24 protein-coding genes are annotated in these 19,615 nt (G+C 49.5%); 7 read left to right on the top strand and 17 right to left on the bottom strand.

What is annotated here, in order from left to right:
- Positions 1 to 130: 130 nt before the first annotated feature.
- From NYE29_RS31280 to NYE29_RS31325, 10 genes are all read right to left on the bottom strand, one after another.
- The gene (locus NYE29_RS31280) at positions 131 to 1,225 is read right to left on the bottom strand and encodes a sensor histidine kinase (protein ID WP_340898970.1); all 1,095 of its coding nucleotides are present in this window, start codon (positions 1,223 to 1,225) and stop codon (positions 131 to 133) included.
- Positions 1,222 to 1,947, bottom strand: coding sequence for a response regulator transcription factor (locus NYE29_RS31285; protein WP_340898971.1), 726 nt, complete (start codon positions 1,945 to 1,947; stop codon positions 1,222 to 1,224). The genes NYE29_RS31280 and NYE29_RS31285 overlap by 4 nt, the downstream gene beginning before the upstream one ends.
- Before the next feature lie 234 nt (positions 1,948 to 2,181).
- A complete protein-coding gene (locus tag NYE29_RS31290; protein WP_340898972.1) occupies positions 2,182 to 2,580 on the bottom strand; it encodes a ribosomal maturation YjgA family protein in 399 nt (132 codons plus the stop codon).
- Between the two features lie 24 nt (positions 2,581 to 2,604).
- A complete protein-coding gene (locus NYE29_RS31295; protein ID WP_038590099.1) occupies positions 2,605 to 3,078 on the bottom strand; it encodes an NUDIX domain-containing protein in 474 nt (157 codons plus the stop codon).
- Positions 3,079 to 3,116: 38 nt separating this feature from the next.
- A complete protein-coding gene (locus tag NYE29_RS31300) occupies positions 3,117 to 3,578 on the bottom strand; it encodes a hypothetical protein (protein ID WP_340898974.1) in 462 nt (153 codons plus the stop codon).
- A 158-nt stretch (positions 3,579 to 3,736) separates the two neighbouring features.
- Positions 3,737 to 4,300 carry a putative ABC transporter permease gene (locus NYE29_RS31305; RefSeq protein WP_340898975.1) on the bottom strand — a complete coding sequence of 188 codons (564 nt, stop codon included), beginning with the start codon at positions 4,298 to 4,300 and terminating at the stop codon, positions 3,737 to 3,739.
- 145 nt (positions 4,301 to 4,445) lie between these two features.
- Positions 4,446 to 4,640: a hypothetical protein gene (locus tag NYE29_RS31310; protein WP_038590093.1), complete on the bottom strand. Its 195-nt coding sequence runs from the start codon at positions 4,638 to 4,640 to the stop codon at positions 4,446 to 4,448.
- Positions 4,641 to 4,695: 55 nt separating this feature from the next.
- The gene (locus tag NYE29_RS31315) at positions 4,696 to 5,469 is read right to left on the bottom strand and encodes an NAD-dependent epimerase/dehydratase family protein (protein ID WP_340898978.1); all 774 of its coding nucleotides are present in this window, start codon (positions 5,467 to 5,469) and stop codon (positions 4,696 to 4,698) included.
- A gap of 269 nt (positions 5,470 to 5,738) precedes the next feature.
- On the bottom strand, positions 5,739 to 6,842 hold the full coding sequence (locus NYE29_RS31320; protein WP_340898980.1) for a Gfo/Idh/MocA family protein: 1,104 nt from the start codon (positions 6,840 to 6,842) through the stop codon (positions 5,739 to 5,741).
- Positions 6,843 to 6,866: 24 nt separating this feature from the next.
- The gene (locus NYE29_RS31325) at positions 6,867 to 7,526 is read right to left on the bottom strand and encodes a ThuA domain-containing protein (protein ID WP_038590084.1); all 660 of its coding nucleotides are present in this window, start codon (positions 7,524 to 7,526) and stop codon (positions 6,867 to 6,869) included.
- Between the two features lie 213 nt (positions 7,527 to 7,739).
- Here NYE29_RS31325 and NYE29_RS31330 point away from each other — a divergent pair, with 213 nt between their 5' ends.
- From NYE29_RS31330 to NYE29_RS31345, 4 genes are all read left to right on the top strand, one after another.
- Positions 7,740 to 8,516, top strand: a complete 777-nt coding sequence (locus tag NYE29_RS31330) for an AraC family transcriptional regulator (protein WP_340898983.1) — start codon at positions 7,740 to 7,742, stop codon at positions 8,514 to 8,516.
- Between the two features lie 146 nt (positions 8,517 to 8,662).
- Positions 8,663 to 9,694 carry an ROK family protein gene (locus NYE29_RS31335; RefSeq protein WP_340898986.1) on the top strand — a complete coding sequence of 344 codons (1,032 nt, stop codon included), beginning with the start codon at positions 8,663 to 8,665 and terminating at the stop codon, positions 9,692 to 9,694.
- 87 nt (positions 9,695 to 9,781) lie between these two features.
- Positions 9,782 to 10,981 (top strand): MFS transporter, encoded by a 1,200-nt coding sequence (locus tag NYE29_RS31340; protein ID WP_340899859.1) that lies wholly within the window; start codon positions 9,782 to 9,784, stop codon positions 10,979 to 10,981.
- A gap of 8 nt (positions 10,982 to 10,989) precedes the next feature.
- On the top strand, positions 10,990 to 11,346 hold the full coding sequence (locus NYE29_RS31345) for a helix-turn-helix domain-containing protein (RefSeq protein ID WP_340898987.1): 357 nt from the start codon (positions 10,990 to 10,992) through the stop codon (positions 11,344 to 11,346).
- Between the two features lie 70 nt (positions 11,347 to 11,416).
- Here NYE29_RS31345 and NYE29_RS31350 read toward each other — a convergent pair whose 3' ends face one another.
- Positions 11,417 to 11,590 (bottom strand): hypothetical protein, encoded by a 174-nt coding sequence (locus NYE29_RS31350; RefSeq protein WP_173139976.1) that lies wholly within the window; start codon positions 11,588 to 11,590, stop codon positions 11,417 to 11,419.
- A gap of 100 nt (positions 11,591 to 11,690) precedes the next feature.
- Positions 11,691 to 12,593 carry an ArsR/SmtB family transcription factor gene (locus NYE29_RS31355; RefSeq protein WP_076113017.1) on the bottom strand — a complete coding sequence of 301 codons (903 nt, stop codon included), beginning with the start codon at positions 12,591 to 12,593 and terminating at the stop codon, positions 11,691 to 11,693.
- A 154-nt stretch (positions 12,594 to 12,747) separates the two neighbouring features.
- On the opposite strand from NYE29_RS31355, the gene arfA reads away from it, so the two are divergent.
- Positions 12,748 to 14,256, top strand: a complete 1,509-nt coding sequence (gene arfA / locus NYE29_RS31360) for an arabinosylfuranosidase ArfA (protein ID WP_340898991.1) — start codon at positions 12,748 to 12,750, stop codon at positions 14,254 to 14,256.
- 10 nt (positions 14,257 to 14,266) lie between these two features.
- On the opposite strand, the gene NYE29_RS31365 is transcribed toward arfA, so the two are convergent.
- The 3 genes from NYE29_RS31365 to NYE29_RS31375 form a co-directional block, all read right to left on the bottom strand.
- Positions 14,267 to 14,956 (bottom strand): LrgB family protein, encoded by a 690-nt coding sequence (locus NYE29_RS31365; RefSeq protein WP_038590072.1) that lies wholly within the window; start codon positions 14,954 to 14,956, stop codon positions 14,267 to 14,269.
- Entirely contained in the window at positions 14,953 to 15,369 is a 417-nt protein-coding gene (locus NYE29_RS31370; protein ID WP_340898994.1) for a CidA/LrgA family protein, read from the bottom strand. Before NYE29_RS31370 ends, NYE29_RS31365 begins: the two co-directional genes overlap by 4 nt.
- Positions 15,370 to 15,605: 236 nt before the next feature.
- On the bottom strand, positions 15,606 to 16,286 hold the full coding sequence (locus tag NYE29_RS31375; RefSeq protein ID WP_340898996.1) for an NAD(P)H-dependent oxidoreductase: 681 nt from the start codon (positions 16,284 to 16,286) through the stop codon (positions 15,606 to 15,608).
- 148 nt (positions 16,287 to 16,434) lie between these two features.
- On the opposite strand from NYE29_RS31375, the gene NYE29_RS31380 reads away from it, so the two are divergent.
- The gene (locus tag NYE29_RS31380; RefSeq protein WP_340898997.1) at positions 16,435 to 16,809 is read left to right on the top strand and encodes a winged helix-turn-helix transcriptional regulator; all 375 of its coding nucleotides are present in this window, start codon (positions 16,435 to 16,437) and stop codon (positions 16,807 to 16,809) included.
- A 53-nt stretch (positions 16,810 to 16,862) separates the two neighbouring features.
- Here NYE29_RS31380 and NYE29_RS31385 read toward each other — a convergent pair whose 3' ends face one another.
- Positions 16,863 to 17,240 carry a YkvA family protein gene (locus NYE29_RS31385; RefSeq protein ID WP_052092009.1) on the bottom strand — a complete coding sequence of 126 codons (378 nt, stop codon included), beginning with the start codon at positions 17,238 to 17,240 and terminating at the stop codon, positions 16,863 to 16,865.
- A 363-nt stretch (positions 17,241 to 17,603) separates the two neighbouring features.
- Complete coding sequence (locus NYE29_RS31390; protein WP_340898998.1) at positions 17,604 to 18,578, bottom strand: acetylxylan esterase; 975 nt, start codon at positions 18,576 to 18,578, stop codon at positions 17,604 to 17,606.
- Between the two features lie 100 nt (positions 18,579 to 18,678).
- Here NYE29_RS31390 and NYE29_RS31395 point away from each other — a divergent pair, with 100 nt between their 5' ends.
- Complete coding sequence (locus tag NYE29_RS31395) at positions 18,679 to 19,515, top strand: sugar phosphate isomerase/epimerase family protein (RefSeq protein ID WP_340898999.1); 837 nt, start codon at positions 18,679 to 18,681, stop codon at positions 19,513 to 19,515.
- Positions 19,516 to 19,615: the final 100 nt, after the last annotated feature.

Genomic DNA, 19,615 nt, shown 5'->3' on the forward strand with positions numbered 1-19,615 from the left:
TTCCTCCCCCCGTTTCAGTCAGCATAGTCTGTATGTCTTAACAAAATTTAGTATAGCGGGCCATGCTCGCTGAACCCATCGATTTATATTACAAAATCACACTTCACACATAACAAAGTTGTCACATAGCCTACATGCTTTTTCCTGTTTTGCCGCCTAGAATATGTATGCTCTCAGGTTGAAAAGTGATTGTAAAAGTCGTACCCATGCCTAGTTCCGACGTTACCGATAGTATGTGACCTAGTCTGCCGCACACCTGCTTCGCCAAATACAATCCCATTCCCGTCGATTCTCCTGCAGATTGTCCATTCTCACCGGTAAAGAAAGGATCAAATATTCGTGGTATATCGTGCGTTGCTATGCCGCTCCCCTCATCTGTTATGCTAATTTTACAACCTGTTTTTGTATTCTGCTCTAAGTGAAAAACAAGGCTTTTCACGCCTTGTTTGTGTTTGCTGTATTTAATTGCATTGCTGACTATTTGATTTAGTACGACTGTTATCCACTTCTCATCCGTTTCCGGCCATGCCTCACCATCAATTTGCGGTATTACGGCATGACGGATACAAAGCCGCTTATGTGCAATCAGAACTTCACGAATTACATTGTGCAGCGGCACTTTTTTGAGATGAATATCCATTTCGAACTTATCGAGACGCGCGGTATACAGTAGCATCTCCAGACCTCCCGTCATTCGATCAGCCTCTTCATGCAGACTGAGAATAAGCTCTTTCTGCTCCTCTTCAGAAGAAGGCATCTGCTTCAGGCTTTCTTGCAAGAGTATATCTATAACCGATAAAGGGGTCTTCATATGATGCACCCACTGCAGAACAAAATGGTTGTGGAGCTCTTGCTGACGGCGATATGCTCCAAGTTTATTCAAATAAGCGCTGTTTTGCCGGTCTAACAAGCGTATGACCAGCTGCTGCTCTGCCGTAACGGCTGACTGCACGATCGCTGCCGCCTGCAATTCATCAGATCCTTCAACCGCATTTCTGAGCTGTTTGTGATATTCACGATTTCGAATATAGTTAACAAGCAATCCAAGGCCCCCGATAAAAGCAGCTGCAGCCACAAAATAGAAAATCGTGCTCTTATCCATCATTCCAGGATAACGCGCATTTTCAAGCAGCATTAAGCAGGCACCAACCCCAATAATTGCAAATGTTGATAATACAAAAATTAGCCGATCACGAAAAAATAAAGCAACCGATCGCAATCTCATGAGCCAAGCTCCCCCTGCTCCTCGCCCAGGGCCAGTTTATAACCCATACCACGAACCGTCGTGATCGCATTAGGCAGACCAAGTTCCTCCAGCTTCTTCCGCAACCTTGTCACGTTGACCGTTAACGTGTTGTCATCGACAAACTGTGCATTGTCCCATAACTTTCCCAGAAGTTGATCCCGCGAGACGGTTCTTCCGTATTGCTGCATGAAGCATTCAGCTAACAACTGCTCATTCTTTGTAATCTGGGTTTTCTGATCTTGCCATATAAGTTCATTACGGCTTAAGTTCAGTCGTAAGCCATATGCATTAAATTCACTGTCGGGCAGCAAGACATTCCCGTTAGAAGCCGCATAATCCCCGTAAACTCTCCTTAGAATACTTTTTACCTTCGCGATTAAAAGGTCTAAATGAATTGGCTTCGTAATGTAATCATCACCGCCGTTCTCTATGGCCATTACCTGATCCATCTCACTCGCCCGCGCCGATATGAAGATGATCGGCAGGTTGGAGCGTGTACGTATTTGTCTGCACCAATAATAGCCATCAAAGTACGGCAGATTAATATCAAGCATGACCAAATGTGGATCATACGCCTCAAATTCAGTAATTATTTCGCGAAATTGCGTTACACAAGATGCTTCAAATCCGTATTTCTCCATATTCCTTTTTAGAAGGGCGCTAATTTTACTATCATCCTCCACAATGAAAATCCGGTACATACGATTCCTCCTTCAAGCTTTCCTTGTAAGCCAACTATTAGTATAGCAAAATGTTGAAACACACAAGAATACAGAGTATTTACCCCCTTCAGAAACACATGCATTAACAATCGCTCAGGGTTGAGTGGCTCTGTTTCTTGTGATATCATCCGTCCAGTTGGCAGGAACATCAAGATTTCAGCTTGGAGAAGCTTCTACTGTATAAGTATGGCTCTGATTGAACAGTTCTCGACCCTATCCTTTCCTTTTAGCACGAATTCTTGCGAAGCCAAAGCGGTCCGCCACGTAAGAGAACAAAATCCCTGCTGAATATCTGATCAAATCAATCCAGAGGAAACCTTTGCCGAGAATTAATCCTCCCAATAAAGTGGCACGCAGCTCATTGATCCATATTTCTTGGTAGAGCTGGCTAAACTCGATGCCAAAGCTGAAGCCGAAACTCAGCACAACCGAAATCCACCGTTGTTGCCGGGTAAGCAATACGCGAAAGGCAAAGTAAATCATGGCCGCCCACAGCGCATCTCCAAAATGCCTGGAGATAAACAGCGGCAACTGGTCTGCAAATGCTCTAGAACCGAATCCGAGCACCATCATCAATAGCATAGCGATGCTGTAAGCAAATTTTTCTCTCATGTTGTCCCTTTCCGGATCCCCGTTCTATTCAAATATCGCATGCCCGTTACCGGAATCCTGCATAAAAATCTCCCGGGGGTAAGGGATGGCAATTTCGGGCAGCTCCTGTTCCTTGAAAAATTTAAATTCTTCCGCCTCTCCGTCCATGCTTCTCGGCGTGCCTTTGACGATCGAGCATTCAAACACTATTACCGAATACTCAACCATGTCCCCATTACTGTACTGGTATGCATACTTTTCGCCGCCGAATACCCCAATGATCCGCCCGGGTGTCACCATCAGCCCCGTCTCTTCAAAGACCTCTCTGCGCAGCGCCCTGGATGGAGTTTCACCCGGTTCAACCGCTCCGGCAGGCAAGCCCCACAACTGCTCTTTTCCTTTACGAATAAAGAGAATCTCCTCGTCGTCATTTCTGATTACTGCCGCTACAGATGGCACCATCAGCAGCCCGGAGCCTGTCTTCTCACGCAAAGCACGGTAATATTCCGAGATTGGCATGTTCATTTCCCCCTTTATGTAACCTTGCCAGAGTAAGTCTACAGCTCATCCTTGCGAAAGGAAATAATGTTAATCTTCTCTTCCTTGGGATAGCCGCTGCACTCTGACAAATTTACTCTGTAATAATCAGTGGTATTCTCAAGCCCGATCGCCTTGCATACATATTCGGTCTTCCCTGTGGCGGAGCTCATGCTGTCCCGTGTATTGTCCAGTGTCCAGTGCAGCTCCCGCCCATCATTATAGACATCATGGATAAATGGCCCGCTGTCTATCCCCCAATTCAGCAGAGTAAGATTGTCACCCTTGCCATCCTCAAACCGCTGAATCATTTCTTTGATCCTGTCCAAATCCATCTGGTCAAAATGTGTAATCAAATTCGGCTGATCGTTTGACCTGGCTGGCCGCTCAATGAAATTAAGGATCAATAGAGTTGCCAACACAACGATTATGACTGCTTCCAAAAGCATAATAGTTCTACTGTATTTCATGATCCCTTTCATAATTCCTCCTGTCAGGATGTAATTTCATCATCCTCTGTCTCTATATTTGACACAACTGCCAGAGATTCCTTGTCTGAAAACACAAGAAAGAAACGGCTTGACCTTCCCGATAGGGAAGATAGCCGTTTCTGAGAGAAACATGATTCAGTTGTTCATTTCTAACCTTCCCCGAGTTCCAGCCCCTTCAACCCCCGCCGCCGGACCCGGCAAGTCCAAAGTAAATCAGCAAGAAACAACAGGGCAGCCATCGGCAGCACCATTCCCCATAACGGTTCAATGATCGTATACAATCCTTCCATCACCGGCTGGAGGAGGTATATGCATGCTGTAGCCAGCCCCCACCAGTATAAGGAGAACTTCAGGCAGATATGCCCGTGCAGCTGGTACGGCAGCTCCTTATAATCCCACCATTGCCTGTGAAAAGCCGCTTTCAACAGCCACCCGCTTGCATACTCCACTGCTGAAGGAATGATCAGCGCAAGCACAAGCAATAACGGAACCGGCAGCTGTAAATCTTTGGCGGCCAGCAGGAGCAGCGGAGCACAGCCATACATCGGCTTAAAAGGCCCCTTCAGAAACCCCTCTTTACGAAAGGTTCCCTGACTATAGAGATTATACGACCCTTCCAGCACCCAGCCCAGAAAGGAATAAACCACAAAGTAAAAGAAATATTCTCCCGCAACAGCTGTATAGCTGTCCAGCGGTACCACCGGTGTAATCACGATCTGTTCCGCCTCCTGCCTGTGAGGATTACCACACATATATTCGGGAGCTAGTATGCCATTCTAGAACTGTTGTTATGCAAAAAAACATAACCCTCGCGGGTTATGTCCAGAAACCAAAATATGAGCCCGGCGCTCCGCCGGTTTATTCTTTAAGATTCTTAACATGCTGTTCCTTGAGCATTGGTGTCAGCGACTCGCCATCCGTCTGTCTTCTTAGTGTCTCCAGCTTCATATCGCTGCGTACACCAAAGTCCGAACCGTACTTTTTCTCAAGGTTGCCTGCCTGCGCTTCCCCGCGTTTCTGCCGATACCGGCCGTTCTCGTTCCGACTACGCATTTCATTTCCTCCCCGCAATTGAAATTGCTTGAGACCCTAGAAATCTGCGATGATCTTACGTCACCCCTCCCTGATATACTGTTTCATCCTGACGTACATTCCTGCCTTCTGCCTTGGCCTGTTCAAGCAGCTCAGCCGCATCATCCTGAGGCTTATATCCGATCAGTTCCTCCAGATACCCGATGGTATAATAGTTGTCAGTATTCGCAGAGGTCCCATACAGATTCAAATATTTCAGTTCCTCATCCGCCTCAATGCAGCATTCTACTAATTGCAGCAAATCGCGTTCAGATATCCAGATATGTCCTGCCCGTTCCGAATGGGGGCGGTCGTCCCCGGGGAAGTTGCCGATCCTGATATTCAACGAAGAGATTTTGCCTTGGTCTGAGTATAGGCGGCCGAGCAGCTCGATATAACATTTGCTTAACCCGTAAAAGCTGTCCGGCCGGTAAGGGTCGCTTGGACCCGTTTTCTCATCGGTCTTGTAATATCCGGTCGCATGATTGGAGCTGGCGAATACAATGCGCCGCACACCGTTCTGTACAGCCGCCTCAAATAATTTGTAAGCACTCCCTACATTCCCTTGAAGCACCTTACCGAGGAAATCGTCATTATCTTTAATCCAGGCAAAATGGAGTACCGTATCGACACCCTTGGTAAGCTCTGCCAGCCGGGCTTCATCCGCGATATCCATCTGAATGATCCCTTGCTCTTCCTCCGCTTGAATATCCGCTCCTACAACATCATATCTGCCGCTTTCTTTCAGCCCCTTGAAGAGTGCATTGCCAATTCTTCCAGCCGCCCCTGTTAGCAAGAGTTTGCGTTTCATTAATTACAAGTCCCCTTTCCAGCCTACTATCCTATGCATTATTAACCGCTGGAGAGGAAATGATTACAAATAACTCAAATTTGCGGGCTGGTTAGACCCATTTTCAGTAGCGGCGAGCCGTTTGAATGCCAACAGCACTGTTACAACACAAAAAAGCAATGCCCGGTCCCGGAAGTACCGGAAACGGGCCGCTGCTTTTTGAGAAAACAAGAATTATTATGCTTCGCGCAATAAATTATCCTTATCTTTCTTCTCGTTTTGTATATTTGCTACTCCAGGTACCCTTTAACCAAACCCAGCGGCAGCAGCTTCGGCTGCTCGCAGCTGGTGGACAGCTCCGCATAGCGCTTGGTATCGGAGCTTGTATGGAACGCATGCATCATTTCAAGCACATGATTGGCCAGCTCGCCGTTTGCGCGCGGGGTATCTCCTGTCCCGATACAGCGGGCCATATCCGCCACGCCAATGCCTCTGCTGTTCCCGGCATAATTGTAGATCAGCGGAATCTCCTGGAATTCCGTGCTGTGAGCCGGACGCAGCAGGATCGGACCGCCGAAGGTGTTAGGGTCCGGCACGATCAATGTGCCTTGCGATCCGTAGATTTCGATCCGCGGCAATGTGCTGTGCCAGACATCGAAGCTGGTAATCATCGTTGCCACGGCGCCGCTGACGAACTCAATGGTTCCGGCAACATGTGTAGGTACTTCTACATCAACCACTTTGCCGAACTTCTTCTCACTGGTGATCGTCCGTGTGGGAAAAGAGGTTTTGGTGATGCCGCATACCGTTTTGGCCGGGCCAAGCAAAGATACCAGAGCCGTAAGATAATACGGTCCCATATCAAACATTGGGCCGCCTCCAGCCTGATAGTAGAATTCAGGGTCCGGATGCCAGCTCTCATGACCATGGCAGAGCATGAAGGCCGTTGCTGCTACCGGCTCTCCGATATAGCCGTCCGCAATCAGCTTGGCGCAGGTTTGCAGACCGCCTCCGAGGAAGGTATCCGGCGCGCAGCCGATGAACAAATTCTTTTCCTGTGCCAGACGGACAAGCTCTGTTCCATTCTCAAGCGTTAGCGACAGCGGCTTCTCGACATACACATGCTTACCGGCTAATAAAGCTTGCTTACACACATCGAAATGAAAATTAGGCGTGGTCAGATTAACGACAATCTCAATCTCATCCGAAGCAAGCAATTCCTCTGTCGTCCATACATGAGGAACTCCGTATTTCTCCGCTGCCTGCTGTGCCCGCCCCAGATCCAGATCAGAACAGGCATAGACCTCCGTGTTCACAAAAGTTCCGGTCAAATTCTCAAAATAAATGCCGCTGATATTCCCGCAGCCGACGATGCCCACCTTCACTTTACGCACAATGATTCTCCCCTTATCACGGTTTTAGTTGGCCGCCCACAAAAAGCCTTTACGCATCAGTTCCTTGGCTTCCGGAATATCAAAAACATCCGCATGATGTCCAAGTGAATTATAGAATACCTTGCCCTTGCCCCATTTCTTCGTGTATACCACTGGCATGGTGATGACACCGTTCGCCGAATGCTCCCCTTCACTCAGCACAAAAGTAGTTGTAGCCAGTACGTCTACCGCTGGATCTACATGCAGATAATACTGTTCTGACTTCACCATGAAATCCGGGATGCCTTCCACAATCGGACTGGAGCCGGATCTCACAATATTCACTTCATAATCCACTCCATCGTTGAAGGGATGTGCCACCCACTGCGATCCGGTCAAAAATTGCCATTCTGTATTATTACGGAAGGAATCGCACATCCCGCCATGACAACCGGCAATGCCTACCCCGGAAGCCACAGCTGCAAGAACAGACGACACCTGTTCACCCGCAATTTCACCCATTGTCCACACCGGCACAATCAGACTTAATTCCTTAAGCGCCTCGGCGTTATTGAAGCTGTCCAGCGTATCCGATACCTCAACCTCAAACCCTTCGGCCTCCAGAATGCCGGCAAAAATCGCTGCAACCTCATTCGGTTCATGACCATCCCATCCGCCTTTTACAATCAATGCTTTCTTCGCCATATCAAGTTCTCCTTTTTGTCCTGGAATCAATAACCGTGTCTACCTGAAGAAATTGTAATCCAAAAGGGTACCGGCTGCTCGCCATTTTGCTTGAATGACTGGTCATTTTTTGCTAAGTTTATGTGTAAATAGCGGAAGATCAGAACAGGAGAAATTATGAGAGCTTTTCACGAGAACCGAACGTATGGATCAGCTTTTCCCTTCACTGCATTTGTGAGTGCAAATATAGATTTTCTGGCCCACTGGCATAATGATTTGGAGATTATCTATGTACTGGAGGGTTCGATCCGTATGGGGATCAACTCGGAAACACGGGTACTTCTGGCAGGCGATCTGGCCGTTTGCAGCAGCGGAGATATTCACTACTATGACAGCAAGGACAACAAATCCAAGCTTATCTTTGTTATCTTTAACCCTTCGCTGATCGGGTTTCCTGCAGGCTGGCCCCTGAATATGCGGCTCACTTCCCCTTTTAGGGAGAACCGTCCAGCCACACCGGAAGATGAGGTCATTAACAGCCGCCTGTCCGCAATTATGCAGGAACTGCTGCAGGAACATGTTCAGAAGCTTCCGCATCATGAACAGCTTATGATCGGCTTGCTGCACGAGCTGTGCGCATTGATTCTACGGAATATGCCTCTGGACATAGTCAATCCTCATAAGGATAAGCGGCGCATTACGAATATGAAGATCATGCAGGAGGTCCTCGAATACCTCGACGTCAATTACATGCATCCCATCACACTTGCCGACGCAGCACGTCATGCCAACATGAGCCTGTTCTATTTCTCACGTTTCTTCAAAAGCATCTCGGGCATGAGTTACGTCGCGTACCTCAATAGTATCCGGGTCAATCAGGCAGAACGGCTGCTGCTGAGCACGGACAAAAGCATTCTGGATATCGCGCTGGAATGCGGTTTCTCCAATGTCCGTACCTTCAACCGTGTATTTAAACAGGTCAAGCTGCGGACACCGAGCGAACTGCGTTAGCGCTGCGTTACATCGCTATCTTCATGTTTTCAAGTTCAATCCAAATAATAATGTCTTGCTTCTTCGCAGAATAGTAACTACAATACACTTGTTAAAACTCTTATAAAAAATAGCATGATAATCAATACCCGAAGGAGGGTACCTATATGTCACAACCATCCCACAACACACAGCTGGTGAAGAAAATAAATGTTGAATTGGTTAAAAACATGCTGCGCACGTCCGGCACAGGCACGAAAGCATCCATTGCAGAGCAGACCAGATTGAGCGTAGCCACATGCGGCACGATCTTGAATGAACTGGTCCGGACCGGTGAAATCCTGGAACTTGGATGGGAGGAATCCAGCGGCGGCAGACCGGCGAGAAAGTATCAGTTCAACGCGGATTATTCCTTCATGATCTGTATGATCGTGCGTTCCGAGGGCGGCGTACAATCCATTTCCTATGCGCTCGCGAATCTTAACGGTGAAGTGATCGAGGAGACCGCTAAGGTGTTCGATCAGATTACTCTGGGCACCCTCGAAGACTGGCTGGATCAGATCATAGAGGCTCATCCGAATGTGCAGGCGATTGGCATCGGCATACCGGGGGTAGTTCAGCATGACCGTATTGGTATATGTGATGTGCCGGCGCTGGCAGATCAGCCCCTCGGTATCCTTCTGAAGGAACGCTATGAAGAGGTAGAGATCATCATTGAGAATGATATGAATCTGACGGTTTACGGCTTGTATCAGAAGCTGTTCCTGGATGAAGAGAGTCATTTTGCCGTGTTGACTTTCCCTAAGAACCATTTCCCCGGAGCCGGCTTCATGGTGAATGGACGTTTGCTTAACGGAAACAGCTATTTCAGCGGTGAGGTGTCGTACCTGCCTTACGGCATTTCCAGAGAGGAGCAGCTGCGGCTGGTCCAGGGTTCTGGAGACCCCGGCAGGCTGGCAATTCATGCACTGGTATCTATTATCAGCATTATCAATCCTGCTACGATCGTGATTACCGGTGACAATATATCGCCAGGGATGCTGGACGATCTGCGCAGCGGCTGCCAGGAGATCATTCCGCCCGAGCATATGCCTGAGCTGATCATCCAGAATGATACCCGGCAGGAATACATGAAAGGACTGATTACAACAACCATGGAAAGCCTGACCTACCGGTTCCAGCTGGTTGAACGGAAATAAAATACGCATCATCTCAAACTCAGGAGGCTATTTAATGTGAAGGCTCAAGCAAGCAATTCCAAAAGCAAACCTAACACTATCTATATCATGCAGCTCGTAACCATTTTTCTAGGCTTTGTTGTATTCGGCATCTCGGAAAATATTAAAGGACCGGCGATTCCGCGGATTCAATTTGATTTCAACCTGGATGAGCAACAGCTCGGTACGCTGCTCTCTCTGAATGCACTGGGCTATCTGATCGCCTGTTCTTTCACGGCTATTCTCGTCCGCAAATGGGGAATCAAGGCTGTCAGCATTATTGCATTCGCCTCGATGGTCATCTCGGGTGTGTTCATCTTTCTGTCACATACCTATCCGCTGTTTGCATCCTCTTACTTTCTGATGTACATCGGGAACGGCATGCTGGAGATTGGGCTGGCGATTCTGGGGGCACGCATTTTCGTAAAAAATACGGGGATGATGATGAATTTATCCCACTTCTTCTATGGACTGAGTTCGACCGTAGCGCCGCTGCTGGCTACAGGAGTGATGTCGTTAAGTGTGTTTGGACATCTGCTGGACTGGCGTGGGATGTACCTGGTCATGTTGTCGCTCTGTCTGCTGCCGATTCTGTCCGCACTGCGCAGTACCTTTCCCGGCGATGAACTGCCACACGAGGACCGCACTTCCTTCCGGACCCTGATGCATGATCCTGCGCTCTGGATGATGGTCATGATCCTGTCCTTTGGCGTCGTTTCCGAATTGGCAGTAGGCGGCTGGCTGGTTAACTTTCTGGAGAAAGCGTATGCCTGGGATACCGCCCAGGCCGCCGGCATGCTGTCGGCATTCTTCCTGTTGTTCTCACTCGGACGACTCTTACTCGGTCCGCTGACGGACCGTATCGGATTTGTGCTCTCCCTGATTATATTCTCATGCTTCTCGGCAGTATGTACCTTCATAGCTCTGGCTGGTGGGGAGAGTTTTGCATTTCTGTTCGCTTTATCGGGGGCAGGAATCGCCATCATCTATCCTACCGTTATGGCCTTTATTGCGCGCCGCTACCCCAATGGAAGTGATATAGCCATTACCTTTGTTGTGACCTTAATGGGCCTCGGAAGTGTTGTCGGAAACTACCTGATCGGCTGGGTAATTGAAACCGTCAAATCTATGTATGGCAGTACAACAGAGCTTGGCCTGCTTCGCGGTCTGCAGGCGGGATATGGTTTCATCGGATTATGCGCTGCGGTCTGCTCCGTGTCGGGAATTGTGCTGTATCTGTATTTGAAGCGGAGACAGGAACTGATCTGACGGCTGTGGTGTCCATTGCATGGGCTGCATCAGGTGAACTGAGAGGGCAGGACGGTAGTTGGCGGCTCTTTGCCCTTGTCGCAAAAACAGCAAGACAGCGGTTCTCCTGTTACCGGAGAACCGCTGTTTTGCGCTGTGTTAAGCAAGGCATCAATTTCAACGACTATCTGAACAACCTGCGGATCGAGCACGCCAAGGAGCTGCTGATTAGCCTCGATTTGCGCGTTCAAGAGATCGCACTCCAGGTCGGCTATCTAAATGTCAATTCCTTCATCCGCATGTTCAAGCGTGCCTCCGGCCTTACGCCCGGCGAATACCGCAAAAGCCATGCCAGCGGACCGCCCGCAGCAGGCGATGGGCCTTGATGGTTAGTTTTCCCAAGCTAAAAAACAGACTATCCCCGAAAGGATAGTCTGCTTTGGCAGTTCACTTGGATTAATTTTTGGGGAGCGGGTCTGGATGAGCCGATTCTGCAGGTTTAGCCACCCAGTCATCAGCCTCCGGTTCAATATCGACACCGTTCTCCATCTTTTTGCGCTCGGCGAGAGAATCACCGTCTTTGTTTTCTTTATTGCGGAGATCCGCTTCGTTTTGCGTGTGATCTGACATGTGTATCCTCCTAGACTTTTTTTGGGCCACATAGTTATAGTTACCCGTTGACCTGGTTTGCAAACATTTTGCAGGATAGTCCTGAAAAATTGCAGGTCGGCTATTCGTAATATACCCGGAAGACAATGTCCTGCTCATAATTCCCGAACCCGCGGCCAAACAGGGTTAAGCCGCCCCGCCTTCGGGTGGTGTCCTCCGCAGTAAGCCGGAAGATCCAGTGATCCTGCTCCCAACCCACATCATCAAGGGTGACCGCAGAGATCTGCTGTCCGTCCACATACGTACCGCCTTTATTAATCCTTAGGACCTTGAGCAGTCCATATTGATTGACATCCGAGTTCCACCAGGCCGGAGTAAGGCGTCCTCTCATCACCCCGAAGTCACCGGGACTGGTCCATTTCCCCAGCTCCATACCATTCAAGGTAAAGCTGATGTCCGAAGGCCATTTCTCGTTCACATGCGGTGCCTCTGAGCCGATTTCCATAGAGATCTCGATCTCCTGAACCGTCTGGTCCATAAAAAGATAATTAGGAACCTTGTACTCGGCGTAACCTTTGGCGAACCATAAAATCCCCGCATCCACCCGTTCCGGATCGAGAAAATAACGCGGATCATCATAATACCCGATCAGCTTTTCTGTTGTGGCAATGCCGCAGGTCGGCGAAGCTTGCAGATCTGTATAATGTCCCACAGGCACCGACACCTCGACCACTTTTCTGGCGATACCCTTTGATCCCGACAGCTTAATCTGCAGGAAATTGGCCGACAGCGAACAGAACTTGTAGGTCCCTCCGTCGATTCTCTTCATTTGCGAGCTTACAATTCCTGCCTTTTGGAGCTTGGCGACATGGGAGCTCACGATTGCACTGCTGAGATAAAGTCTGGCTGCCAGCTCTTTGATATGCATTTCCTGCGTGCCAAGCAGTTCAATAATCCGCAGTCTGACCTCACTGGCCAGCGCTTCATAGACCTTAAGGGATTCTGAATCCGTTGTTAAATACATATCCCATCCTCCATTACCCGTAATTGAATTAACATTTTTATTAATCCTTAATATTTATATTGCTTAGTATAGCTTGACATACGTATTATGTAATCAGTTATTACTTCAACGGATTAATATAATCATTAATCCTAAACAAAGGAGCAGGTAATTCATGACGATACAATCCTCGATGATTGTCGATAAGGATTTTAAGCTGGCTGAGGTGGACCCGCGGGTCTACGGTTCTTTCATTGAACATCTGGGACGGGCTGTCTATGGCGGTATTTACGAACCGGGACATCCAACGGCAGATGAGAACGGCTTCCGCGGAGATGCCCTGCAGGCCATCCGCACGCTCAATGTCCCGATTATCCGTTATCCCGGCGGAAATTTCGTCTCAGGCTACAACTGGGAAGATGGAGTTGGTCCCAAGGCTGAGCGTAAGCGCTCTCTTGAACTCGCCTGGTGGACGACCGAAACCAATCAAATGGGTACTAATGAATTCGCGGAGTGGGCTAAGCTGGCAGGTTCCGAAGTTATGATGGCCGTCAATCTCGGTACCCGCGGGATCGATGCGGCCAGAAATCTGGTCGAGTATTGCAACCATCCCTCCGGCTCTTACTGGAGTGATCTGCGGATCTCCCAGGGTTATGCAGCCCCACATGCCTTTAAAACCTGGTGTCTCGGCAATGAAATGGATGGTCCATGGCAGATCGGGGCCAAGACGGCAGTTGAATACGGGCGCCTAGCCAATGAAACAGCCAAAGCCATGCGCTGGGTGGATCCTTCGCTTGAGCTTGTCGCCTGCGGCAGCTCAGGCAGCGGGATGAACACCTTCGCCGAGTGGGAAGCTACTGTGCTGGATCTCACCTACGATAATGTGGATTTCTTGTCTTTGCATACGTACTACAATAACAATGAAGACGATACCCCCAATTTCCTGGCCCGCTCCCTGGATATGGACCAGTTTATCGACAGTGTAGCCGCTGTATGCGATTATATCAAGGCCAAGAAAAAGAGCAGGAAAAAGATTTATCTCTCCATGGATGAATGGAATGTGTGGAAGTCCCAGGGTTCAAGCCGCGCCGAGCAGCATTGGCAGGTCGCCCCGCCGGAATTCGAGGATGTGTACACGCTGGAGGATGCGCTTGTTGTGGGCTGCTGTCTAATCTCCCTGCTGAAGCACGCGGACCGGGTGAAGATGGCCTGCATTGCCCAGCTTATTAATGTCATTGCACCAATTATGACCGAAAACGGCGGCCCGCTCTGGCTGCAGACCACGTACTATCCTTATATGCATGCTTCTGTCTATGGCCGCGGGACTGTTTTGCACCCGCTCATTTCCAGTCCGAAATATGATTCCAAGGATTTCACCGATGTTCCCTATCTGGAAGCGATCAGTGTATACAACGAAGAGCTGAACGAGGTAACTGTGTTTGCCGTTAACCGCCATTTGGCAGAAGGCTTGGAGCTAACTGTGGACCTGCGCAGCTTCGGGGCTGTTACCGTGCTCCAGCACACCGTACTGGAACATGAGGATATTCATGCAACGAACACCCGAAGCAACCCGGGGACGGTCCTGCCGCATGACCGCGGCACTGCCACAGCAGACGGCGGACGCGTAAGCGCCCTGCTTCCCAAGGCTTCCTGGAATGTGATCCGGCTGCAGGTGAACGGCTAGGCCAGAGGTATTAATGATACATGATCCAGGCCACGAGCGGTCCGATAATGGAGCCGACGATAGCGCACACCGTCATCGCTACGGAACTCATGGAGACGGACTGCTCGCCGTATTCCAAGGCTTTTGCCGTACCAAGTGCATGTGAAGCTGTGCCCAGACCGATCCCGATGCCGGACTCGCCCCGGATGCGGAACAGTTTGATGATGTAAGGACCGCCGATGGCTCCGGTGAATCCGGCAATCATCACAAATACGGAAGTCAGGGAGGAATCTCCGCCCAGATTGCTGGAAATTTGAATCGCTACAGCGGTCGTAATCGATTTCGGCAGGACTGAAAGAACATATAATTTGGAAAATCCCATTCCTGCCGCCATCAGCAGGCCGCTGAACATCCCGACCAGAAGTCCGGTTACCGTACCCCCAAGCACTGCGGGGAGGTTCTGCCACAACACATGACGCTGTTTGTACAACGGGTAAGCGAGAGAAACAACTGCAGGTCCAAGCAGCTTGTTGATCCACTCGCCGCCGATCATATAAGTGTCGTAGGAAATATGAAAGCCCATCAGCAGCACAACCACTGTAAAGGTTGCCGTCAGGGCCGGCAGAAGTACGGGGAAACGATAACGTTTGTAAAGCATGGACATCAGGAGATAAATTCCCACATTAAGCAGGATAAAGCCAACTGCGAGCAAAAATCTCATGCTTCCTTCCCCTTCTCTCTAAGGCTTCCGGCGCGGTAGCTGTTTCTGCTTCTGCGTCTGGCGCTGCGGCCGGTGAACCACTGGCTGGAATGGGCCGTTACGACCATGGTCAGCACACTGCTCACCACGAGAATGGCAATCAGCAGTAGTCCTCTGCCGCTGAAAATATCGAGGTGGTTCATAATCCCGGCAGTCGCCGGAATGAAGAACATCGGAAGATAGGCCAGAATAAAGGAGGAGCCATTCTCAATCAGCTTGAGCGGCACGATTTTGCAGAGCAGCAATATAAACAGAAGCAGAAGCCCGACAATACTGCCCGGAACCGGGAGATGCAGCAGCTTTTGCAGATAGTCTCCGGCCAGATAGAACGCGTACAATATTCCGACCTCGGCAATAATGCGGATGATTTTCATGATGCAGGAATCCCTTCAGTCTTAAAATGAATATCCTATGTAAAAATACTGACTATATTAGAGTAGCAGAACTTTCAGTAAATTTTCAATTATTTTTCGAAGCTTCTATGTATTTTCATGAGTGTAGAACAAATAAATCCTTACATCCTAAAAAGAAACCTCTCCATAGCGGGATCGTGTTTTCACACTGCCCGCTCACATGGAGAGGTTTCTTCCATATACATTACTCCTCTACATTACACCCACTGAATCACTTGCCCGGCAGTTTGCCGAGTTTTCCCGCGCGGCTCATTGATCCGGTAACCAAAGGCCGCCATGCATGATATCCCAAAATGCTCAGGGTCTATAATACCTTCAGCAGCCAGTACCTCCTCAATCTTCGCCTTGTCGAAGCCTTCTATCGGGCAGGAATCGATGCCGATCATCGCTGCGGCGGTCATCATATTGCCGAGAGCCAAATACGTCTGGCGGGCCCCCCACTCGAACATGGCCCGTTCATTGTCTTTCAGCCCAAAGTCGACTTTCAAGAAAGTATCGTAAGTCTGCTGCTTACCTTCAGCAGCTTCGGGCGGCAGGTTCTGCACCTGTTCCATCATATGCCGGATATGATCCGATCCGGCGGCCATATCGCCGGGTTGTCTGGACAAGATCAGCACAAAATGGCTGGCCGTTGGCAATTGTCCTTGGGCTCCCCAGGCAAAGGGGCGCAGCTTTTCGCGGATTTCCGGGTTCTGTACCACAACAAACCGCCAGGGCTCAAACCCGAAGGAGCTTGGAGACAACCGTCCCGTCTCCAGAATAAACTGAAAATCATCCTTGCTGATTCTCCGGCTGCTGTCAAACACTTTCGTCGCATGTCTGAATTCAAAGGCGGATAGGATTTCATGCTTGGCTGCTGCTGTCGCACTGGCTTCCATTTTACATACTCCCTTTCTATAACTGGACAAGTTAAGTTTGACTGATTATGGCTTACAAGCATAATATTAAAGTATGTATAATGGATTTTATAGTACGCACATTTTTGTTATGTAGTATACAAATTGATACTATAGGAGTGATCCCCGGATGCGAGATCGAAAAGGCGGATTTGGCCAATGCCCGGACGGCAACGAAACAGCGTGCCCCGTAGAATTTACGCTCGACGTTATTGGCGGCAAATGGAAGGGCGTGCTTCTATACCATTTAATGGACGACAAGAAACGGTTCAATGAATTCCGCCGCATTTGTCCCGGCATTACCCAGCGGATGCTGACCTTGCAGCTCCGTGAGCTGGAGGAAGACGGGGTGGTGCACCGCGAGGTCTACCATCAAGTGCCGCCAAAGGTCGAGTATTCCCTGACCGAATTCGGCCGGACACTGATCCCGATCATTATGCTGATGAGGGATTGGGGCGAGGAATACAAAATAAAACAGCTTTCCAAAGAAAGCTGCCCTGGTTGATTCAGAATTAGGGGTGCAGGCTTGATGCTGCACCTTTTTTTGTATGAACTGCTTTATTTATCCCCGTTGAAGAAAACCTCTGACTTCTCCCGGTGTTCATCCGTTACCTGTCCGGCGATTGCCCGAATGCCTGCCGCAATAATAGCTGCGTCATCTGTCAGTCCCAGACCGAGCAAGGCATCAGGAATAGCATCAATCGGAGAGATGAAATAGGCTAGTGCTCCGAAGGCAATACCTTTTGCCCACAATGGAGTTTTGGCGTCAATGGCGCAATAGTACATCGCAATCGCATCTTTGGTAAAAGGAATTTTACCGGCGAATTTCCTGGTTTTGCTCCAGAAGCTCTTCTGCACCAGCCTCTCATTCTCTTTGCTGTATTTGAAATGGTCCACTACGAGTTCTGCGGGAAGCTTGTTTCCGTCCTTCTCCATTAGCGATCCCTCCTGTAATTGTAGACTAATCCTTAGTAAGTTCTAAAGCTCCCTCATTATAACATATACACCATACCCCTTCGGGCAACGCTCTATATAGATTGAACTTATAATTCTTCTATTTTGGGAATGGCCGTGACTACAGTGAATGTTTGGACTTCCGGCCGCTGTTAGGTTTGGATTTCCTGAAATAACCGCGAATCGCGGTAGAAATCCAAACCTAAAGGCGGACGCTGTCGCTCCTACAGTTCCAAAATCCCCCTCCGCCACTCTTCCCTAAATGTAATTCTCAAGTTCAATCTATATAGCTAAAATTAAAACCCTTGACCTGGTATTACTCCAGATCAAGGGTATAAAAATTACCTAACGCTGCTGCGCAGCCCCTAAATGCCGCTGAAAAAACATCGCCTTCTGACGGTTATGGAACTCGCCGACCTCATGTCCAGAGAATGGGTAATCCCAGATTTCTTTGGGCGCCGCAATGCGGTTATACGCCGCATAGATCGTTTCCGGCATACATACCGTGTCCTTCCAGCCGACAGACATCATTACAGGTGCAGTAAAGCGGTGCGCCAGATTCACAATATCGAAATAGGAAAGATTATGCAAAATGCGTTCCAGATGCTCCGGGTACCGCCTGATATAATCGGCGATCTCTGTCAAAGAGCTGGTTGAATTCAGCACCCCGAAATCCAGCCGGCAAAGATTCGGAATGTCGGCAGCGACCGCAGCGACACGCGGGTTCAGCGCGCCTGCCAGCAGGGAAAGCCCGCCTCCCTGGCTGCCGCCGGTAACAGAGATGCGTGAAGGATCTATGCCGGGCAGCTGCGCGGCGGTATCCACGGCCCGGACGGCATCCATCGCCGCAGCCATGTAGTAGGAGTGCTCCTTCTCCAGGATCCCCTGGGTGATCCAGCCTTTGGCAACGCCGCTGCTCTGGGGCAGCAGGTTTCCCGTCTCACCCAGCTGGCCCCGCACATCTACAGCCAGAACAGCATAGCCGAGAAGCACCCATGAGGCATACCGTTCCGGGTATCCCCGGTCCCCGGTATAACCCGGAAATGTAACGATACAGGGCAGCGCCTGCCCGGCTTCTGCATTCCAGGACGGCTGAATATGCCAGGCATGCACCGTGGTTTCATCAAATCCCTTGAAGCTGACTTTGTTAACCTCCATGCCCGGATAGGGTGTTTCTTCGGGAACAGTGGTAATGTGCAGCGGCTTCTGTTCATATTCCGCGAGGATTCCATCCCAGTAATTGTCGGCTGACTGTGCATCAAGTGTCGGTTCAGGACGACAGTTTTCCAGTTCCTGCTTACGCAGTTCAATAGTATTCATAGCATAATCTCCTAAACGTAGTCTTTGTTATTGCAAGTTCTTGTAAGCGTTATTAATATTAATAGTAATAATAATATAAATCCAGAGAATTCAAAAGGAGATGTTCAGCATTCGATATGGAACTTTGGCGCATTCAGCAGGTTGCCTGCCGCTCCAGACCTTAACCTCCACACTGCAGGCCCACGATATCAGCTTTGTACAGCTCGCCCTGTCCAAGGCAATACAGGATATCGACACTTCCCCCGGCAAACTGAGTCCCGGCTTGGCCAATTATATCGGCGAGCAATTCGACAAGGCAGGGATCCGTATCGGTGTTCTCGGTTGCTACATCAACCCCGTTCATCCGGACCCGGTGGTCCGCAGGGCAGAAATCGACCGTTTCAAGGAACACTTGCGGTTTGCCAGACAGTTCGGCGCACCGATAGTAGCTACAGAAACCGGGGACCTGCATACGTTCAAAGAGATGGAACCTTACCGTTACGAGGAGATCGGTTGGGAAACGCTGCGGACTACGGTGGAAGAATTGGCCGAGGAAGCGGAGAAATGGGGCGTATTTCTGGGGATCGAAGGCGTCAGTACCCACACCTTATCCACCCCGCAAAAAATGCGCCGCCTATTGGAGGAGGTGCATTCCAGCTCCATTGGCGTCGTGTTCGACCCCTGCAATTGGATCGGTGACGATGTGTCCCGTCAGGATGAAATTGTGGACAGCGCCTTCTGCCTGCTGGGTGACCGGATGATCCTGGCCCACTTGAAGGATATCTACCGCGAAGGGAACCATGTCCGTCACGGAAAAGCGGGCCAGGGGCTGTTCCACACTGCTGAATTCCTGCAAAAGCTTCAGACCTTCAAGCCTATGATTGATGTCTCCCTGGAGGAAATCACTCTTCCTGAAATTCAGGAAACAGTTGCCTTGCTGACCGCTCTCGGGAAATGATTAATTGTAATGCTTCCAGTTCAAAAGATGTGCGTCTTCCTCCTGCAGCCGCGAGCTTCCGGACAACGGACCAGCTCTCGGCTCTTCACTCATCCTCATT

It is taken from the genome of Paenibacillus sp. FSL M7-1046, assembly GCF_038007405.1.
Classification (GTDB): Bacteria; Bacillota; Bacilli; order Paenibacillales; family Paenibacillaceae; genus Paenibacillus_AQ.